We start from the raw sequence: 17,896 nt of genomic DNA on the forward strand, positions 1-17,896 counted from the left end.
CTCACGCCTGGTACGCCTTGTACGTCTCGCGCGTCACGACCTGGGCGTCACCTCTCGCGCGTCACGACTTGTGCGTCAGTACGTTGATCACGCGGCCGTTCGGATCCCGTACGAAGAAGCGCCGCACGCCCCAGTCCTCGTCCCGCAGCTCCCGTACGATCTCGGCGCCCGCCGCGACCACCGCCGCGTGGACCTCGTCGACGTCCTCGACCTCCACGCTCAGGTCGGGGACGACGGGCGCGGTGCGTTCCTCGGTGAACAGGCTGATCTGGGCCGTGGGGTTGGACGGGGACGCCAGGGTCGTCACCCAGCCCATGTCCATGACCTCCTCGAAGCCGAGCAGGCCGTAGAAGTCACGGCTGGTGTTCCACTGCTCCTCGGCCTCGACATGGATGTTGGGGACGATCCTGCGGATGCTCATCGAAGACTCCTCGACTCCTCGCCGTCTGTGCCGGGCCGACCGGCCGGCCTGTGTGACGCTACGCGCTCGGCCCGCCGGATCCCGCGGTTCCCGCAGCCCCCGTTCCCGCAGCCCCCGGCGCCGCCGTCGACAGCGGCTCGGCGATGTCCTCCAGCGCGCGGCGTTCCGCCTTCACCGCGAGGAACGCCGCCACCAGCCCGGCCGCGCACATCAGCCCGGCGCCGATCTGGAAGGCCAGCACCGTGTCGCCGACCACGCCGGACTCGGTCAGGTCGGCGAAGAGCAGCGGGCCGCTGATGCCGCCGGCGGCGGTGCCGAGGGCGTAGAAGAAGGCGATGGCCATGGCCCGGGTCTCCATCGGGAAGATCTCGGAGACGGTGAGGTAGGCGCTGGAGGCACCGGCCGAGGCGAAGAACAGCACCACGCACCAGCAGGCCGTCATGGTCGTCGCGGTGAGCGAGCCGCTGTCGAAGAGCCAGGCCGTGGCGAAGAGCAGGACCCCGGAGAGCAGATAGGTGCCGGAGATCATGATCCGGCGGCCGACCGTGTCGAAGAGGTGGCCGAGGAGCAGCGGGCCGCAGAAGTTGCCCGCGGCGATGACGGCGAAGTAGTAGCCGGTGCTGCCGGTCGGCACGTCGAAGAAGGTGATGAGGATGGTGCCGAAGCCGAAGGTGATGGCGTTGTAGAGGAAGGCCTGGCCGATGAAGAGGGAGAGGCCGAGGATCGCGCGGCGCGGGTAGCGGCCGAAGACGGTCCTGGCGATCAGGCCGAAGCCGATGCTCTTGCGCTGGTGGATGGTGATCTCACCGGCCGGCGGCGGCAGTCTCTCGCCCTTCTCGCGCTCGATCTCCCGTTCGACGGAGGTGACGAGCCGGTCGGCCTTCTCCCCCTGGCCGTGGATGTACTGCCAGCGTGGACTCTCCGGGACGTGCCGCCGCACCAGCAGCACCACCAGGCCCAGGACCACGCCGAGGGCGAAGCTGAGCCGCCAGCCGAGGTCCTTGGCGAAGATGTCGGTGTCCAGCATCACGATGGACAGCAGGGCGCCGCCGATCGCGCCCAGCCAGTAGCTGCCGTTGATGATGAGGTCGACCCGGCCCCGGTAGTGGGACGGGATCAGCTCGTCGATCGCGGAGTTGATGGCCGCGTACTCGCCGCCGATGCCGAAGCCGGTGAGGAAGCGGAAGAGGAAGAACCACCAGGACTCGAAGGAGACCGCGGTCAGGGCCGTCGCCGCCAGATAGACCACCAGGGTGGTGATGAAGAGCTTCTTGCGGCCGTGGCGGTCGGTGAGCCAGCCGAAGAACAGGGCACCGGAACAGGCGCCCGCCACGTAGAGCGCGGCGGCGAGGCCGGTGATCTGGGCGGAGCTGATGTCCAGACCGCTGCCGTCCTCGGCGATCCGTCCGGCGACGTTGCCGACGATCGTGACCTCGAGGCCGTCCAGGATCCAGACGGTGCCCAGGCCGATGACGACCATCCAGTGCCACCGTGACCAGGGCAGCCGGTCCAGGCGGGCCGGGACGGCGGTGGTGACGGTTCCGGTGGAGGCGGGCACCGGCGCCGGCGGCTCTGCTCCTGTCATGGCTTCCTCTCCGTCGAGCGAACGCCTCCCGTGTGCCCTGCACCGGAAGGAACACGCCCGCCGTGCCCGGCAGGCCCGAGGGCCGCCCGCACCGCTCGGGAGCGGGGGCCCTACGCCCCCAGCATGCGGGAGACCGTGTAGATCAGCAGCCCGGCCAGGGAGCCGACCACCGTGCCGTTGATCCGGATGAACTGCAGGTCGCGGCCGATGTTGGCCTCGATCTTCTTCGTGGTGTGCTCGGCGTCCCAGCTCGCCACGGTGTCCGTGATCAGCGAGGTGATCTCCTTGCGGTAGGTGGTCACCACGTACACCGCGGCGCCCTCCACCCAGCCGTCGACCTTGGCCCGCACCTTGGCGTCGGAGGACATCCGGGCGCCCAGGGACAGCAGCGAGGCGCGGACCCTCAGCCGCAGCTCGCTGCGCTCGTCCTCGGCCGCCGAGACGATCATGGACCGTACGGCCGTCCAGGCGGACGCGATCAGGTCCTGGACCTCGCCGCGGCCCAGCACCTCGGTCTTCAGCCGCTCCACGCGCGCGCGGGTCTCCGTGTCGGACTGGAGGTCGGAGGCGAAGTCGGTGAGGAAGCGGTCGAGGGCGCCGCGCGCCGGGTGGGCGGGCATGTCGCGCATCTCGGTGACGAAGCGCAGCAGCTCCTTGTAGACCCGCTCGCCGACCCGCCGGTCCACGAAGCGGGGCGTCCATCCGGGTGCCCCGCCCTGCACGGCGTCCATCACGGAGTCGCCGTGCAGGATCAGCCAGTCGTGGGCGCGGGAGACGACCAGGTCGACGGCGCGCCGGTGGCCGCCGTCGGCGACGACCCGGTCCAGCATCTTGCCGATGCCGGGGGCGATCTCCTGGGCGTCGGCCCGGCGCGTGATGGCCTCGCCGACCACCGCCTGGACGTCGGAGTCGCGCAGCACGGTGAGGGCGCCGCGCAGGGCGGCGGACAGCTCGGCCGTCACCCGGTCGGCGTGCTCGGGCACGGCGAGCCAGGCGCCGAGCCGGCTGCCGATGCCGACGGAGCGCAGCCGGCGCCGTACGACGTCCTCGGAGAGGAAGTTCTCGCCGACGAACTCGCCCAGGGAGACGCCGAGCTGGTCCTTCTTCTTCGGGATGATCGCGGTGTGCGGGATGGGCAGGCCCAGCGGGTGCCGGAAGAGGGCGGTGACCGCGAACCAGTCGGCGAGCGCGCCGACCATGCCGGCCTCGGCGGCGGCCGACACGTAGCCCGCCCAGGCGCCCGCACCCCGGTGGGCGGCCCACTCGGCAAGGACGTAGACCAGGGCGACGAACAGCAGCAGGCCGGTGGCGGTGAGCTTCATGCGCCGCACGCCGCGGCGCTTGACCTCGTCGGCGGGGCTGAAGGACGTCATCGCACGGTCGCGGACCACCCCGGCCGCGGGGTCACCGGCGCCCGTACCCGGCTCCGTGCCCGGCTCCGTGCCCGGCTCCGCGTCGGGCTCCGTGCCCGGCCCCGTGCCGTCCGCCCCGGTTCTCCCGGGACCTCCGGGCAGTTCCGCCTTCTCCCGTTCCATCCGCTCCACCGTTCGCTGATACGTACCTCACACAGTGTCCCTTCCTGACCGACTCCTGGAACGGAACACAAGTTCCCGGCGTCTGTCCCGCCGGGGGGAACGCGCGGGGCTCCTGCGGCCTTTCCTCCGCCCATGCCTCATCATGGGTTCATCGGACCGGAGCCTCGGGGCTCCCCTTCGCCCGAGGAGAACAGCACAGCATGACCCCGGGTCGTGACGCGGGTGCGGGGGCACCCCACAGCAAGCACCGTGCCCTGCTCGCGGCGATCGTCACCCTGATAGTGGCGATCTCCGCGGCCATTTACGCCACCGTCTCCAGGGACGACGGCAGCGAGATGCGCGCGTCGGGCGCCGACGGCGGCGGCCGCGCCTCGCGGAACGACGCCGCTCCCGCCTCCACGGGCGCCTGGGTGGGCTCCTGGTCCGCCTCGCCGGCCGCGGCCGAGCCGGGCACCGAGACCACCGGCATGGCCGGCCGCTCGGTGCGCAACGTCGTCCACACGAGCGTCGGCGGCGCCAGCGTGCGCATCACCCTGTCCAACCTGTACGGACAGTCGCCGCTGACCGTCACGCACGCCTCGGTCGCCCTGGCCGCGGGACCGGAGACGGCCGCCGCGGTCGCCGACACCATGCGGCGGCTCACCTTCCGCGGCAGCCCCAGGGTGATCATCCCGGCGGGCGGCCAGGTGATGAGCGACGCCGCCCGCCTGGCCGTGCCGTTCGGCTCGGACGTCCTGGTCACCACGTTCTCCCCGACGCCGTCGGGACCGGTCACCTACCACCCGTACGCCCAGCAGACCAGCTACCTCGCCGACGGCGACCGCACGGTCGACGCCACGGCCGCCGCGTACACCGCCGAGACGCCGTACTGGCGGTACCTGACCGCCCTCGACGTGCTGAGCCACGAGGCGAAGGGCACCGTCGTCGCGTTCGGCGACTCGATCACCGACGGCTTCGGCTCCGAGCCGAACGCCAACCACCGCTGGCCCGACGTCCTCGCCCGGCGGCTGCACGAGGCGGCCGAGGCCGGGCGCGGCACGCCCCGCTACGGCGTCGTCAACCAGGGCATCAGCGGCAACCGCATCCTGACCGGCAGGACGGGCCGGCCCGCCGACAACCCGAGCGGGCTCAGCCGGTTCGAACGGGACGTCCTGGAACGCACCAACGCCAAGGTCGTCGTCATCGTCCTCGGCGTCAACGACATCCTGCACAGCCCGGAGCTGGCCGACCGCGAGAGCATCGTCGACGGGCTGCGCGCCCTGGTCGACCAGGCGCACGCGAGGGGCCTGAAGGCCGTCGGCGCGACGATCATGCCGTTCGGCGGCTACCGCGGGTACACGGACGCACGCGAGGCGATGCGCCAGGAGGTCAACGAGGAGATCCGCTCGGGCGGCGTCTTCGACGCGGTCGTCGACTTCGACAAGGCCCTGCGCGACGCCTACGACCCGCGCCGGCTGCGCTCCGACTACGACAGCGGCGACCACCTGCACCCCAGCGACAAGGGGTACGCGCGGATGGGCGAGGTCCTCGACCTGGACCTGCTGAAGGGCGCGGCGCCCGTCGAGGCGTGAGCCCGGGTCCCGGGCCGGTGCGGCGCGCTCAGCGCGGCAGCAGCAGGTGGTCGGAGCGGGCCGAGGCCACGGAGGACATGACGAGGCAGGCCGCTCCGATGGCGCCGCCGTCCTCGCCGAGCGTGGTGCCCCGTACGTCCACGCCGTGCACCTCGCTCACCGTCAGCAGGGACGCGGTGATCGGCGGCACGACCCTGAGGTAGGTGGGGGCCAGGGCGGGCCAGTTGGGGCCGCCGAGCACGACGGTGCCCAGGTCGAGGATGTTGGCGAGGTTGCCCGCGACACGGGCGATGGCGCGGGCCGACCTGCTCACGATGGCGTCGGCGCGCTCGTCGCCCGCGTCGGCCAGGGCGCAGAGCCGGCCCAGTGCCCGCTCCACGCTCAGGAAGTCGTCGAGGTCCACGGGCGGCAGCGTCCCCGCGTCGACGGCGGCGGAGACGAGGTGGACGGGCGCCGAGGTGATCGCGACGCAGCCGCGGCCCCCGCACGGACACCGGGGGCCGTCGGCGTCGCCGCTGAGGTGCCCTATCTCGCCGAGGTTGTCGGAGGAGCCGCGCTTGACCTCGCCGTCCAGGACGATGCCCGCGCCGATGCCGGTCCCGAGGTAGAGGAACGCGAAGTCCGACAGGGCGCCGCCGCCCGCCCACAGCTCGCCCGTGGCGGCGGCGATGGTGTCCTTCTCCAGCACCACCGGCAGCCCCATGCGCCGCTCCAGCTCCTCCCGCAGCCGCACCACCCCCCAGCCCCGCAGGTTGGGCGGCCCCACGACGGCGTCGGCCTTCACCGGTCCGGGCGTGGAGACACCGACCCCGGAGACCCGCGGCAGCGGGACGCCGGCCCGGCGCACCAGGGCGCCGACCGCGTCGACGATCGCCTCCAGCGCGTCCTCGGGTCCTTCGGTGGTGGGGGTGGGTATCGAGGTGCGGTCCTCCACCTCGCCCGCGAGGTTCATCAGCACCAGGGTCGTGCGGGCGGGGTCGATGTGCAGGCCGACCGAGTACTGGCCGCCGGCCACCACCTGGAACACCGTCCGGCGCGCCCCGGTGTCGGCCTCCCGGCGGCCGGCCTCCTCGATCAGTCCCGCGCCGACCAGGCGCCGGCAGATGTTGGAGACGGTCTGCGCGGTCAGGCCGGTGCGCTGCGACAGCTCCACCCGGCTGATGCCCGGACCGCGCCGTACCAGGTCCAGCACGAGCAGCTGGTTGTAGTCGCCCACCCGCGGAAGGTTCGACCCCCGCCGCTCCATGCCGCACCTCCCGAGTCCTGTCGCAGGAGGGATCCTAATGGACTTCTCATACCGTAAATCAATTTGATTGTGTTAGCGTGCCCGCCAGTTGACCACCGTGCGGGAGCGGAGTCGCCCGGGAGCGAAGTCCGGCCGTCCTGGCCGCCGGCAGCGTCGAGGAATGAGCCGCGAGGAGAGAGCAGAGGGTGAGCCAGGCATGACTGCGAACACCGGCCGACCGAACGTCGTCATCATCTACGCCGACGACCTGGGCTGGGGCGACCTGGGCTGCTTCGGCGCCGAGGACCTCGACACGCCGGCCCTCGACGGGCTCGCCGCCTCCGGTGTCCGCCTGCCGCAGTGGTACTCCAACTCCCCGGTCTGCTCACCGTCACGGGCGTCGCTGCTCACCGGGCGGCACCCCGCGCACGCCGGCGTCGAGTCGATCCTCGGCGGCACCCGGCACACCGCGGGCCTGCCGCCGCAGCCGACGCTCGCGGGCGCGCTCGGCGAACGGGGCTACGCCACCGGCATCTTCGGCAAGTGGCACCTCGGCGTCGACCCCGCCTACGGGCCGCTGAAGCGCGGCTTCGACGAGCACTTCGGCTTCCTCGCCGGCTGCGTCGACTACTACTCGCACATCTACTACTGGGGCGGCGAGCACAACCCGCTGCACGACCTGTGGGAGGGCGAGGACGAGGTCTGGCTCAACGGCGAGTACCTCACCACCGTCATCGCGCAACGCGCCGGCGACTTCATCGAGCGCAACGCCGAGCGCCCGTTCTTCTGCTATGTGCCGTTCAACGCGCCGCACTACCCGATGCACGCCCCCGAGGAGTACGTCGCGCAGTTCGCCCATCTCCCGGAGGGACGGCAGATGATGGCGGCGATGGTCAAGGCCATGGACGACGGCATCGCCCACATCCTCGGCACACTCGACTCGCTGGGCCTGCGGGAGAACACGATCGTCTTCTTCTCCTCCGACAACGGGCCCTCGGTCGAGGAGCGCAACTGGCTGAACGGCGAGGAGGTCTCCTACAACGGCGGCTCGGCCGGCGGCCTGCGCGGCCACAAGGGCTCACTGCTCGAGGGCGGCATCCGGGTCCCGACCATGATCTCGTGGCCCGCCCGGCTGCCCGCCGGGCACTCCAGCGACCTCGTCGGCTTCATGGCGGACGTCGTGCCCACGGTCCTGGACGCGGTGGACGGGACGCCGCCGGCGGACGAGACGATCGACGGCTCCTCCGTCCTGCCGCTGCTGGCCGCCGGCGAGACGGGGCCCGACCGGTGGCTGTTCTGGAAGCACAACGACCAGCTGGCGGGGCGCCACGGCCGGTGGAAGATCGTGCTGGACGCCTGCGACAGCCTGGAGGCCGAGGTCGTCGTGCCCGAGGGGCTCTACGACCTCCGGGAGGACCCCGGCGAACAGCACGACCTGTCGGCGGCCCACCCCGAGCGCTTCGGCCGGATGCGCGAGGAACTGACCGCGTGGGCGGCCCGCTCCGCCGCCTGACCCGCGCGCCGACCCGCCCCCGCCTGCCGGGCGGCCCGCGCCGCTTGCCCCGCCCGCCCGGCGGCCACCCACCGATCAGCCGCGTGCACAGCCTTGCAGGTCGATCACCCAGCGTGGTCGATCACCCAGCACGGTCGATCGCACAGCGTGGTCGATCACCCAATGCGGTCGGTCACTTAGTGCGGGTCGTCGCGGCGGCGGTCCCGGCGGTCCCGCTCCCGTTGCAGCTCGCGCTCGCGGGAGCGGTCGTCGCCGAGCAGGTCGTGCAGGGCGTCGTCGTGGCCGCGGCGGGAGGCGTCCAGCTGCTTGCGGCCCGAGCCGCGCTCCACCCCTCGGTCCCGTTCCCGGTCCCGGTCCCGCTCCTGGCGGCGCTCCAGCTTCTCCTGCCGCCGCTCCTCCTTGATCCGCAGCTTCTCCGCCCGGGTCAGCTTGCGCTCGACGCCGACACCGCCCCAGAAGGCGAACCCGGTCACCACCACGCGCGGAGCACCCGGGTCGCCGGGCACGCCCTCCTCGCGGTGGTCGAAGCCGCCCATGATGCCGAGGCCGCGCACGACCACCTCGACGCCGGGCGGCACGATCACCTGCATCCCGCCCATGATCGCGATGCAGTTGATCACGACCTCGCCGTCCGCGAAGTCCGCCTCGCGCAGGTCGATCTCGCCGCCGCCCCAGAACGCGAAGGACGTGAACCGCTTCGGCACCGTCCAGCGCCCCTTGCGCTGGAAGCCGGACATCACCGCGACCGCCCACGTCGACGAGGGCTCGCCGCCCGTGATCCGGCCCGCCCAGTCCCCGGCCGCCGCCGGCTCCTTCGTCATCGACACCTCGGGCGCCACGCTCCCCCCGCCGACCGGCAGGTCCCGGGTGATCGGCGCCAGCTCACCGTAGGTCCGCGCGCTGTACGTGGCGTCCAGGCGCTGCTCGAACTCGGCCATGTCCAGGCGGCCCTCCGCGAGGGCGTCACGCAGCACCTCGGCGACTCGTTCACGGTCGGCGTCGGAGGCGCGGAGTTCCGGGGAGTCGTCGGTCATGGACAGCAGCCTACGAGGTCACCGCGCCGGGCACTACGCACCGGCACGTTCCGCGTACATCCTGGCGATCACCGCTTCGATGTCCGGCTCCCGCACGGACAGGTCCACCAGCGGATACCGTTCCGCCACCCGTGCCACCAGCCCCGCAGCCGACGCCGAGGCCGGGAACGCCAGCCACTGCCGCGGCCCCTCCACCCGCACCACCCGCGCCGGCTCCGGCGCCTCGATCGGCGGCAACTCCCGCTCCAGGTCCACCACCAGGGTCCGTTCGCTCTCCCCCGCCTCGTGCAGCCCGTCCAGCGGACCGTCGTACATCAGCCGCCCGTGGTCGATGACCATCACCCGCGAGCACAGCTGCTCGATGTCCTGGAGGTCGTGCGTGGTCAGCAGCACCGTAGTGCCGCGCTCCGCGTTCAAGTCCCGCAGAAAGCCCCGCACCTTGGCCTTGGAGACGACGTCGAGCCCGATCGTCGGCTCGTCCAGGTACAGCACGTCCGGGTCGTGCAGCAGCGCCGCCGCGATGTCCCCGCGCATCCGCTGGCCGAGCGACAGCTGCCGCACCGGGACGTCCAACAGCTCGCCCAGCTGCAGGAGTTCGACACAGCGGTCCAGGTTCTCGCGGTAACGGGCGTCCGGGATGCGGTACATGCGGTGCATCAGCCGGTAGGAGTCGATCAGCGGCAGGTCCCACCACAGCGTCGTGCGCTGCCCGAAGACGACACCGATGCGGTGCGCCAGCCGGGTCCGCTCCCGGGACGGATCGATCCCGGCGACCCGCAGCCGGCCGCCGCTGGGCGTCAGGATGCCGGTGAGCATCTTGATCGTCGTCGACTTCCCGGCGCCGTTCGGGCCGATGTAGCCGACCATCTCGCCGCGCGACACGGTGAACGACAGCCCGTCCACGGCCCGCACCTGCCGCCGCTCCCGCCTCAGGAACCCGGTCCTCCTGCGCACGTCGAAGACCTTCTCGACGCCGTCCAGCTCGATGAAGGCCCGGGCACCCGGCACGGCCCCCGTCTCCGCCCCCGCCGCCGTCTCCGCCCCCGCTTCCCTCTCCCTCTCCGTTTCCCTCTCCCTCTCCGTATCCGTCTCCGTCTCGGACTCCGCCATCTCCCTCAACTTCCCGTCAGCTCCCCGTACTCCGGTACGAACGAAGACCCGCCCGCCAGGCGAGACCCGCCAGCGCGCAGCAGGCCGCGGCCGCGAGCGGCGGCGTGAACGCCACCCACCCCGGCAGGTCCAGCGGATAGGGCCGGTCCAGCACATAGCCCGCCGGCAGCCAGTTCACGAAGGCCAGCGGCACCACGAAGGTCGCCCCGCGCACCAGGTCCAGCGCGAACACCGCCGGCGGGTACTGGAGCATCGTCGTACCGCCGTAGGTGAAGGCGTTCGCCACCTCCGAGGCGTCCTGCGCCGCGAACTGGAAGGCCCCCGCCGCCACGAACACCGCGCAGAAGATCCCCGCCCCGCTGAGCAGCGCCACCGGCACCAGCAGCACCTTCGCCACCGTCCAGTCGACGTCGAGGACCACCAGCGCGTACCCCAGCACCAGCAGTCCCTGCGCGACCCGGCCCAGCCGGCGCAGCCCGAACCGGTCCCCCGCCACCTGCGCCAGCACCGGCACCGGACGCACCAGCAGCGTGTCCAGCGTGCCGTCCCGCACCCGCTGCCCCAGCCGCTCCATCGAGCCGATCGCCAGGTCCGCGAGACCGAAGGACACCCCGGACAGCCCGTACAGGAACGCCACCTCCGGCAGCGACCAGCCACCCAGCGCGTCCACCCGGGAGAACATCAGCAGGATCGCCACGAAGTCCAGCGCGGTCATCGCGAAGTTCCCGAACGCCGTCAGCAGGAACGACGTCCGGTACGCCATCGTCGACCTGATCCACATCCCGGCGATCAGCCCGTACGCCCGCAGCCCCTCCCCGAGACGCCCGCGCCGCGGCTCCCAGGAGATCCCCCCGGCCGGGTCGGCCTCGTCCGCCGCGCCTGTCACGTGGGCCGTCTCAGCCACCCTGCACCACCACCCGTCGCGTCGCCGCCGACTGCACCAGCCGCCCCGCCCCGAGCAGCACCACCGCCCAGGCCGCCTGGAAGGCGAAGACGCCCACGGGATCCGCCTCCCCCAGCAGCACATCGGCAGGACCCTGCAACAGCGCCGACCACGGCAGCACCCGTACGACCTCCCCGAACGCCCCCGGGAACACGTTCAGCGGCAGCAGCATCCCCGAGCCGAACAGTCCCGCGATCCACGCCATCTGCGCCACCCCCGTGCCGTCGAGCAGCCAGAACGCCGACAGCGCCACCAGATAGCGCAGCGCGAAACCCACCAGCATCGCCAGCGCCACCGCCAGCAGGAACGCCGCCCACACGGACACCCGGCTCGGCAGCGCCACCGGGAAGAACAGCGCCCCGAAGACGAACGGCACCACCCCGCGCCCCAGCAGCTGGAACAGCGCCCGCCCCACGTCCTCCGCCAGCCACCGCAGCTGGAGGTCGGCCGGCCGGTACAGATCGACGGCGATGTCACCCGTACGGATGCGCTCCATCAGCTCGTTCTCCATACCACCGCCGCCGATCGCCAGCGCGGCCAGCAGCGCCTGCCCCAGCCACACGTAGGTCGTGGCCTGCGCCTGGTCGTACCCTCCGAGCTGCGGTTTCTCGTCCCACAGGGCCAGATAGGTGTAGACGAGGATCAGCCCGAAGACGGTGTTCGTGAACACCCCGGCGGCCGTCGCCACCCGATACGTCGCGTACCGTCGGAAACCGCCCGCCGCGACGGCGACGTACAACCGCCACGATCCCGCTCCCACAGCCCCACCCTCCGACCGGCACCGAAGCGCAGGAGCCTAGTGCGGGGCGGACCACCGGTGCCACGCAATTTTCACTGGTGTGCCGTCCAGCGGGAACGGAACCCCCGGTGCGAGAGTCTTCTTCAGAGGCCCCAGAAGTGTGAGAAGCCCTCAGAGGGTCACCAAGGCGCACAAGGCCGTACGAGACCAGAAGGCCGTACGAGACCGGAGCGTACGCCGCGAAAACCGTACGATGCGAAAACCGTACGCAGTGCATCCGATGCGCAGCACTCGATACGCAGCGACATCCGAACCGCAGTGAAACAGGAGTCCGTGCACGACATGAGCGACGAGCCGCAGCCGCAGCAGCCGCACCAGGGCTGGGCGCCGAGAAAGCCACAGGCGGCCGGCGCGGGGCAGCCGGGCGGGACGGGACACCCCGGACAACCCGGAACCCCCGGAAAGCCCGGGAACTCCGCGAACTCCGGAAAGCCCGGGAAGCCCGGGAAGCAGAAGCGGCCCAGGCGCACCGGATGGCGCCGGCTGATCCCCACCTGGCGCATCGTGCTCGGCACCTGCGTCCTCGGCCTCCTGCTGCTGGTCGGCGGCTTCTTCCTCGGCTACCACCTGGTACAGATCCCCGCCGCCAACGCCCTCGCCACCAAACAGAGCAACGTCTACCTCTACGCCGACGGCAGCGTCCTCGCCCGCGACGGCGAGGTCAACCGCGAGAGCGTCGGCCTCGCCCGCATCTCCAAGGACGCCCAGCACGCCGTCCTCGCCGCCGAGGACCGCGACTTCTACACCGAGTCCGCCATCGACCCCGCCGCCATGGTCCGCGCCGGCTGGAAGACCGCCACCGGCAAGGGCAAGCAGTCCGGCTCCACCATCACCCAGCAGTACGTCAAGAACTACTACCTCGCCCAGGAACAGACCGTCACCCGCAAGGTCAAGGAGTTCTTCATCTCGATCAAGCTCGACCGCGAGAAGAGCAAGAACGAGATCCTCGAGGGCTACCTCAACACCAGCTTCTTCGGCCGCGGCGCCTACGGCATCCAGGCCGCCGCCCAGGCCTACTTCGGCGTCGACGCCAAAGACCTCACCGCCGCCCAGGGCGCCTACCTCGCCTCCCTGCTCAACGCCCCCAGCCAGTACGACGTCGTCGCCCACCCCGAGAACAAGGCCGCCGCCGAGAACCGCTGGGCCTACGTCATGAACGGCATGGCCGACAAGGGCTGGATCAGCCGCGCCGACCGGGCCGCCGCCGAGTTCCCCCAGCCGAAGCAGTCCACCGTCTCCACCGGCATGTCCGGCCAGCGCGGCTACCTCGTCAACATCGTCAAGAGGTACCTGATCGACCACGACATCGTCGACGAGGAAGAACTCGACCGCGGCGGCTACCGCATCACCACCACCCTCCAGAAGGACAAACAGGACGCCTTCGTCAAGGCCGTCGACGACAAGCTGATGTCCCAGCTGGACCAGAAGGAACGCAAGGCCGACACCTACGTCCGCGCCGGCGGCGCCTCCGTCGACCCGAAGACCGGCAAGATCGTCGCGATGTACAACGGCATCGACTACGTCAAGCAGTACACACCCGGCGCCACCCGCCGCGACTACCAGGTCGGCTCCACCTTCAAACCCTTCGTCTTCACCTCCGCCGTCGAGAACCACTCCGAGACCCAGGACGGCCGCACCATCAACCCCAACACCCGCTACGACGGCACCAGCGAACGCCCCGTCCAGGGCTGGACCGGCGACCGCTACGCCCCCGAGAACGAGGACCACCGCGACTACGGCGACGTCACCGTCCGCGAGGCCACCGACAAGTCCATCAACGCCGTCTACGCCCAGATGGCCGTCGACGTCGGCTCCGACAAGGTCAAACAGACCGCGATCGACCTCGGCCTCGCCTCCGACACCCCCGAACTGACCGCCTCCCCCTCCATCGCCCTCGGCGTCGCCACCGCCAGCCCCCTCGACATGGCGGAGGCCTACGCGACCATCGCCAACCACGGCCGGCACAGCACGTACACCCCCGTCGAGAAGGTCATGAAGGACGGCAAGCACGAGGTCGACCTGCCCGAGCGCCGCGAGCGCCAGGCCGTCAGCCGCGAGTCCGCCGACACCACCACCTCCGTCCTGCGCAGCGTCGTCGAACAGGGCACCGCCACCGCCGCCCAGACCGCCGGCCGCCCCGCCGCCGGCAAGACCGGCACCGCCGAGGAGGACACCGCCGCCTGGTTCGCCGGCTACACCCCAGAACTGTCCACCGTCGTCGCCGTCATGGGCCAGGACCCCAAGACCGCCGCCCACAAGTCCCTATACGGCGTGATGGGCCTCGACCGCATCAACGGCGGCGGCGCACCCGCCGAAATCTGGGGCCAGTACACCCGCAAGGCCCTCGAGGGCGAACCCGTCTCCGACTTCGACCTCCAGCTCCAGTCCGGCGCCGACGTCACCGCACCCCCCTCCGCCGACTCCTCCGGCGAACCGGGCGACGGCGACGAGAGCGGCAGCAGCGACCCGGACGGCGACTCCACCGGCTCCACCGGCGACCAGGACGACACCGGCTCCGAAACCCCCGGCGACACCGGCGGCGACAGCAGCACCCCGCCCGGCGACACCGGCGGCGAGGAGAGCGGCCCCCCGACGACCGGCGGCGGCACCCCCACCAACGGCGGCCCCAGCACCGACCCCGGCCCAGGCGCAGGAGGAGGCCAGGACGACTCGTCCAACGGCGGAGGCACCGAAGGCGGCGACGGGGGCCCAGGCGGCGGCGACGACTCCGACACCACCGCGGGCACCGTCGCCGGCCTCCCCGGCACCCCGCCCCGGCGTCAGTGACCGCCAACGACCCTCAGTGACCCGAGGTCGCCTTCAACCCCACGACAGCGACCAGCAGCAGACAGATGAAGAAGATCCGGGCGGCGGTCACCGGCTCACCCAGCACCACCATGCCGAGCACCGCCGCCCCCGCCGCACCGATCCCCACCCACACGCCGTAGGCAGTACCGATCGGCAGCGTCCGCGCCGCGTACGACAGCAGCATCATGCTCACCACGATCCCCGCACCGGTGAACACACTCGGCCACAACCGCGTGAACCCGTCGGTGTACTTCATCCCGATCGACCAGCCCACCTCCAGCAGACCGGCGACGACAAGCAGAACCCACGCCATGACAGGCACCTCCGTGAACGAACTGAGAACGGCGGTGCGTCGTCTTTTCCTTGGGCCCGGTACGGCGCGTCTCGTCGGGGTCCCCCAAAGTAGCAAAACCGGACCGGAGCCAAGCCAAAAGGGCTGGTGACACCGGTCACCAGCCCTTTCCCCACCTACTGCCCCAAGGCGCTACAGGTACAGGCCCGTCGAGTCCTCCGACCCCTCGAACCGGTCCGCGGCCACGGCATGCAGATCACGCTCACGCATGAGCACGTACCCCACACCCCGCACCTCGACCTCCGCACGGTCCTCCGGGTCGTACAGCACCCGGTCGCCCGGCTCCACGGTCCGTACGTTCTGCCCCACGGCGACGACCTCCGCCCAGGCCAGCCGCTTGCCGACCGCCGCCGTCGCGGGGATCAGGATGCCGCCACCGGAACGCCGCTCGCCCTCACCCGTGTCCTGGCGCACCAGCACCCGGTCGTGCAGCATCCGGATGGGCAGCTTGTCGTCCGCCACGTCGTGCTCGTTCTTCCTGTCACTCACGCCCCGAACCTACCTGGACCCGCTCAGCCCCTGCGCCGCCGGGTCCGGCCCAGCGCGACCAGGCCCACGACGCCGACGACGACGAGCGCGACGGGCACGACCCGCTCCAGGCGGGGCGAGCCCTCCTCGTCCACGAACTGCGCCTTCACATCGCTGACCACCCGATTGGCCTGGACGTACGCCCGCCCGAGGGTGTGATCGACGCTGGAGGCGACCTTGGCCTTCGCGTCGTCCACGATCGTCTTCGGGTGCACCCGCATCCCGATCTCGTCCAGCGTCTCGGCCAGCACCTCGCGACGGCGCCTGATGTCCGCCTCGATCTGCGCCGGGGTTCTGATGTCCGACGTGTCCGCCACCGTACGCCTCCGAAGTCTCACGTCACTGTCCTGGACAGTCTGTCAGCTACTGGCCTCTCCGCACGGTCAGGACCCCCCGTTACGCTGTCCCGATGAGCGAGCGACTCCAGCCCGGGGACCCGGCCCCGGCCTTCACCCTCCCGGACGCCGACGGCAACGAGGTGTCCCTGTCCGACCACAAGGGCCGCAAGGTCGTCGTCTACTTCTACCCTGCCGCCCTTACCCCCGGCTGCACGAAGCAGGCCTGCGACTTCACGGACAACCTCGACCTGCTGGCGGGCGCCGGGTACGACGTGATCGGCATCTCCCCCGACAAGCCGGAGAAGCTCGCCAAGTTCCGCGACACCGAGTCCCTCCGGGTCACCCTCCTGTCCGACCCGGACAAGCAGGTCCTGGAGGCGTACAGCGCCTACGGCGAGAAGAAGAACTACGGCCGCACCTACCAGGGCGTCATCCGCTCCACGATCGTGGTCGACGAGGAGGGCAAGGTCGAACGCGCCCTCTACAACGTCCGCGCCACGGGCCACGTAGCCAAGATCATCAAAGACCTGGGCATCTGAGTCCCCTCCGACGGGGCCCGCACCGGACCTTTCCGGTACGGGCCCTTCCGCATATCGCACGTGACTGTCCGATAACCGGTTCGTTACTCCGTACGAGGCCGCGAACACGCGGCCGGAAACGGAGGGGCGTGATGGGGTCGAGTGCGTACAGCCGGGAGCGGCTGGAGGAGGCCGCTCGGGGGGCACGGACGCTGTCGGAGGCGCTGGTGCGGTTGGGGGTGGATCCGAAGAGTTCGACGCGGCGGTATGTGCTGGGGCGAATGAAGAAGCTCGGGGTGGATGTGTCGCACTTCCAGCGCGAGGGGGTGAAGTGGACCAGAGAGATCCTTCAAGAAGCGGTCTCGGCCTCGACGAACATGTACGAGGTACTGCGGCATCTGGGACTGGACGCCGTCGGCGGACACCACACTCACATCAGTCGTCGGATCAAGGCGTACGGCATCGATGTGTCGCACTTCCGGGTGCCGTCCCGGCGCGGCGAGTCGCGCCGCCCGCGAACCCCCGAGGCCCTGCTCGTCGAGCAGGCGCCCGCTGCAGCCCGGCGCGTCCACAGCGACCGTCTTCGCTGGGCTATGGGGACACTCGGCGTTCCAGAGCAGTGCAGCCTCTGCGGCGTGCAGACGACCTGGCGCGGTCGACCGCTCCCGCTTGAAGTCGATCACATCGACGGCAACTGGCGAGACAACCGCATCCGAAACCTTCGGTTCCTGTGCCCCAACTGCCATTCAACGACGGACGAGTACCGAGGACGAGGCAAAGGGCGCGCCAAGGGAGCGTCCTCATGAGCACCAGCGTCCAGTACTCCCGCGAGCGGCTCATGGAAGCTGCCGCTCAGTGTTCCGACGTCGACGAGGTCATCGCCTTCTTTGGCACCCAGCCCTACGCCACCTTGCGTCGCTACCTCACCCGCCGCTTCGCTCACTTCGGAATCAACATCTCGCACTTCAGGCCCGGGGGTAAGCGACCCCGCCCCTCGTCGAGCGAGTTGAGCGCTGCGGTCAGCGAGTCATCCTCGATCGCAGAGACCCTTCGCCGTCTGCAGCGCCCGGACAACGGCAGCCAACGCGCACTCTTGCGTCAGTGGGTCGACGAAGAGGGCCTGACCACCACTCACTTCTTGGGGCAGGCACATCAGCGCGGCAAATCCCGCCCGACGTTGGCCAAGAAGCCCGAGGAGGTTCTGGTCAAGCGGGACGACGGCAATCGAACTCGAACTGCACCACTCCGCCGTGCACTCCGCGAGATCGGCGTGCCCGAGAAGTGCGTCGAGTGCGGCATCGGGACGGAGTGGCTCGGAAAGCCGATGACCCTGGAGGTCGATCACGTCAACGGGGATCGGAGTGACAACCGGCGCGAGAATCTGCAGTTGCTGTGTCCGAACTGTCACGCGACGACCAGCACCTGGTGCAGGGGACGCTCAAGGCAACGTGCGACTCCCGGTACCATGGCAGACGCTGGCGGCGGTGGCGCAACGGCGACGCAGCAGACTTAGGATCTGTGGCCCCTGACCGGGCTTGAGGGTTCGAATCCCTTCCGCCGCACGGGAACGGCCTGCAAATCCAAAGAGGATGCGCAGGCCGTTTGTCGTGGGCGCC

General features: G+C 70.9%; 17 protein-coding genes, 1 tRNA gene and 1 riboswitch. Of the genes, 7 read left to right on the forward strand and 11 right to left on the reverse strand.

What is annotated here, in order from left to right:
- Positions 1–61: 61 nt before the first annotated feature.
- From HZS56_RS06495 to HZS56_RS06505, 3 genes are all read right to left on the reverse strand, one after another.
- On the reverse strand, positions 62–421 hold the full coding sequence (locus tag HZS56_RS06495; RefSeq protein WP_216719732.1) for a VOC family protein: 360 nt from the start codon (positions 419–421) through the stop codon (positions 62–64).
- A gap of 58 nt (positions 422–479) precedes the next feature.
- On the reverse strand, positions 480–2,006 hold the full coding sequence (locus tag HZS56_RS06500) for an MFS transporter (protein ID WP_216719733.1): 1,527 nt from the start codon (positions 2,004–2,006) through the stop codon (positions 480–482).
- A gap of 110 nt (positions 2,007–2,116) precedes the next feature.
- Complete coding sequence (locus HZS56_RS06505; protein WP_216719734.1) at positions 2,117–3,541, reverse strand: DUF445 domain-containing protein; 1,425 nt, start codon at positions 3,539–3,541, stop codon at positions 2,117–2,119.
- A gap of 200 nt (positions 3,542–3,741) precedes the next feature.
- Here HZS56_RS06505 and HZS56_RS06510 point away from each other — a divergent pair, with 200 nt between their 5' ends.
- Positions 3,742–5,112 (forward strand): SGNH/GDSL hydrolase family protein, encoded by a 1,371-nt coding sequence (locus HZS56_RS06510; protein ID WP_216719735.1) that lies wholly within the window; start codon positions 3,742–3,744, stop codon positions 5,110–5,112.
- Positions 5,113–5,140: 28 nt separating this feature from the next.
- On the opposite strand, the gene HZS56_RS06515 is transcribed toward HZS56_RS06510, so the two are convergent.
- A complete protein-coding gene (locus HZS56_RS06515; protein ID WP_216719736.1) occupies positions 5,141–6,358 on the reverse strand; it encodes an ROK family transcriptional regulator in 1,218 nt (405 codons plus the stop codon).
- A gap of 196 nt (positions 6,359–6,554) precedes the next feature.
- On the opposite strand from HZS56_RS06515, the gene HZS56_RS06520 reads away from it, so the two are divergent.
- Positions 6,555–7,850: a sulfatase-like hydrolase/transferase gene (locus HZS56_RS06520; RefSeq protein WP_216719737.1), complete on the forward strand. Its 1,296-nt coding sequence runs from the start codon at positions 6,555–6,557 to the stop codon at positions 7,848–7,850.
- A gap of 176 nt (positions 7,851–8,026) precedes the next feature.
- Here HZS56_RS06520 and HZS56_RS06525 read toward each other — a convergent pair whose 3' ends face one another.
- From HZS56_RS06525 to HZS56_RS06540, 4 genes are read right to left on the reverse strand one after another with little or no spacing between them, the layout of a single operon-like run.
- The gene (locus tag HZS56_RS06525) at positions 8,027–8,884 is read right to left on the reverse strand and encodes a DUF1707 SHOCT-like domain-containing protein (protein WP_216719738.1); all 858 of its coding nucleotides are present in this window, start codon (positions 8,882–8,884) and stop codon (positions 8,027–8,029) included.
- A 33-nt stretch (positions 8,885–8,917) separates the two neighbouring features.
- Entirely contained in the window at positions 8,918–9,994 is a 1,077-nt protein-coding gene (locus tag HZS56_RS06530) for an ABC transporter ATP-binding protein (protein WP_374201089.1), read from the reverse strand.
- Positions 9,995–10,010: 16 nt separating this feature from the next.
- A complete protein-coding gene (locus HZS56_RS06535; RefSeq protein ID WP_374201090.1) occupies positions 10,011–10,898 on the reverse strand; it encodes an ABC transporter permease in 888 nt (295 codons plus the stop codon).
- A complete protein-coding gene (locus tag HZS56_RS06540) occupies positions 10,891–11,697 on the reverse strand; it encodes an ABC transporter permease (protein WP_216719740.1) in 807 nt (268 codons plus the stop codon). Before HZS56_RS06540 ends, HZS56_RS06535 begins: the two co-directional genes overlap by 8 nt.
- A gap of 321 nt (positions 11,698–12,018) precedes the next feature.
- Here HZS56_RS06540 and HZS56_RS06545 point away from each other — a divergent pair, with 321 nt between their 5' ends.
- On the forward strand, positions 12,019–14,523 hold the full coding sequence (locus HZS56_RS06545; protein ID WP_216719741.1) for a transglycosylase domain-containing protein: 2,505 nt from the start codon (positions 12,019–12,021) through the stop codon (positions 14,521–14,523).
- 13 nt (positions 14,524–14,536) lie between these two features.
- Here HZS56_RS06545 and HZS56_RS06550 read toward each other — a convergent pair whose 3' ends face one another.
- The 3 genes from HZS56_RS06550 to HZS56_RS06560 all read right to left on the reverse strand — a co-directional run bounded on the left by HZS56_RS06550 (position 14,537) and on the right by HZS56_RS06560 (position 15,741).
- On the reverse strand, positions 14,537–14,857 hold the full coding sequence (locus HZS56_RS06550) for a DMT family transporter (RefSeq protein ID WP_216719742.1): 321 nt from the start codon (positions 14,855–14,857) through the stop codon (positions 14,537–14,539).
- 33 nt (positions 14,858–14,890) lie between these two features.
- A riboswitch (guanidine-III (ykkC-III) riboswitch) is annotated at positions 14,891–14,956 on the reverse strand.
- Between the two features lie 72 nt (positions 14,957–15,028).
- Positions 15,029–15,331, reverse strand: coding sequence for a GroES family chaperonin (locus tag HZS56_RS06555; protein WP_167307483.1), 303 nt, complete (start codon positions 15,329–15,331; stop codon positions 15,029–15,031).
- 77 nt (positions 15,332–15,408) lie between these two features.
- Complete coding sequence (locus tag HZS56_RS06560) at positions 15,409–15,741, reverse strand: DUF3618 domain-containing protein (RefSeq protein ID WP_216719744.1); 333 nt, start codon at positions 15,739–15,741, stop codon at positions 15,409–15,411.
- Positions 15,742–15,833: 92 nt separating this feature from the next.
- Here HZS56_RS06560 and bcp point away from each other — a divergent pair, with 92 nt between their 5' ends.
- The 4 genes from bcp to HZS56_RS06580 all read left to right on the forward strand — a co-directional run bounded on the left by bcp (position 15,834) and on the right by HZS56_RS06580 (position 17,842).
- A complete protein-coding gene (gene bcp / locus HZS56_RS06565; RefSeq protein ID WP_216719745.1) occupies positions 15,834–16,301 on the forward strand; it encodes a thioredoxin-dependent thiol peroxidase in 468 nt (155 codons plus the stop codon).
- Positions 16,302–16,432: 131 nt separating this feature from the next.
- Positions 16,433–17,086 (forward strand): HNH endonuclease signature motif containing protein, encoded by a 654-nt coding sequence (locus tag HZS56_RS06570; protein WP_216719746.1) that lies wholly within the window; start codon positions 16,433–16,435, stop codon positions 17,084–17,086.
- The gene (locus tag HZS56_RS06575; RefSeq protein ID WP_216719747.1) at positions 17,083–17,793 is read left to right on the forward strand and encodes an HNH endonuclease signature motif containing protein; all 711 of its coding nucleotides are present in this window, start codon (positions 17,083–17,085) and stop codon (positions 17,791–17,793) included. Before HZS56_RS06570 ends, HZS56_RS06575 begins: the two co-directional genes overlap by 4 nt.
- A tRNA-Leu gene (locus HZS56_RS06580) sits at positions 17,759–17,842 on the forward strand. The genes HZS56_RS06575 and HZS56_RS06580 overlap by 35 nt, the downstream gene beginning before the upstream one ends.
- The last annotated feature ends 54 nt before the right edge of the window (positions 17,843–17,896 follow it).

This window comes from Streptomyces mayonensis, from assembly GCF_018982965.1.
Lineage (GTDB): Bacteria > Actinomycetota > Actinomycetes > Streptomycetales > Streptomycetaceae > Streptomyces > Streptomyces mayonensis.

Coding starts and splice junctions, on each gene's coding strand:
- HZS56_RS06495 (WP_216719732.1), bottom strand. CDS start 421: ATGAGCATCCGCAGGATCGTCCCCAACATCCATGTCGAGGCCGAGGAG.
- HZS56_RS06500 (WP_216719733.1), bottom strand. CDS start 2,006: ATGACAGGAGCAGAGCCGCCGGCGCCGGTGCCCGCCTCCACCGGAACC.
- HZS56_RS06505 (WP_216719734.1), bottom strand. CDS start 3,541: ATGGAACGGGAGAAGGCGGAACTGCCCGGAGGTCCCGGGAGAACCGGG.
- HZS56_RS06510 (WP_216719735.1), top strand. CDS start 3,742: ATGACCCCGGGTCGTGACGCGGGTGCGGGGGCACCCCACAGCAAGCAC.
- HZS56_RS06515 (WP_216719736.1), bottom strand. CDS start 6,358: ATGGAGCGGCGGGGGTCGAACCTTCCGCGGGTGGGCGACTACAACCAG.
- HZS56_RS06520 (WP_216719737.1), top strand. CDS start 6,555: ATGACTGCGAACACCGGCCGACCGAACGTCGTCATCATCTACGCCGAC.
- HZS56_RS06525 (WP_216719738.1), bottom strand. CDS start 8,884: ATGACCGACGACTCCCCGGAACTCCGCGCCTCCGACGCCGACCGTGAA.
- HZS56_RS06530 (WP_374201089.1), bottom strand. CDS start 9,994: ATGGCGGAGTCCGAGACGGAGACGGATACGGAGAGGGAGAGGGAAACG.
- HZS56_RS06545 (WP_216719741.1), top strand. CDS start 12,019: ATGAGCGACGAGCCGCAGCCGCAGCAGCCGCACCAGGGCTGGGCGCCG.
- HZS56_RS06550 (WP_216719742.1), bottom strand. CDS start 14,857: ATGGCGTGGGTTCTGCTTGTCGTCGCCGGTCTGCTGGAGGTGGGCTGG.
- HZS56_RS06555 (WP_167307483.1), bottom strand. CDS start 15,331: ATGCTGCACGACCGGGTGCTGGTGCGCCAGGACACGGGTGAGGGCGAG.
- bcp (WP_216719745.1), top strand. CDS start 15,834: ATGAGCGAGCGACTCCAGCCCGGGGACCCGGCCCCGGCCTTCACCCTC.
- HZS56_RS06570 (WP_216719746.1), top strand. CDS start 16,433: ATGGGGTCGAGTGCGTACAGCCGGGAGCGGCTGGAGGAGGCCGCTCGG.
- HZS56_RS06575 (WP_216719747.1), top strand. CDS start 17,083: ATGAGCACCAGCGTCCAGTACTCCCGCGAGCGGCTCATGGAAGCTGCC.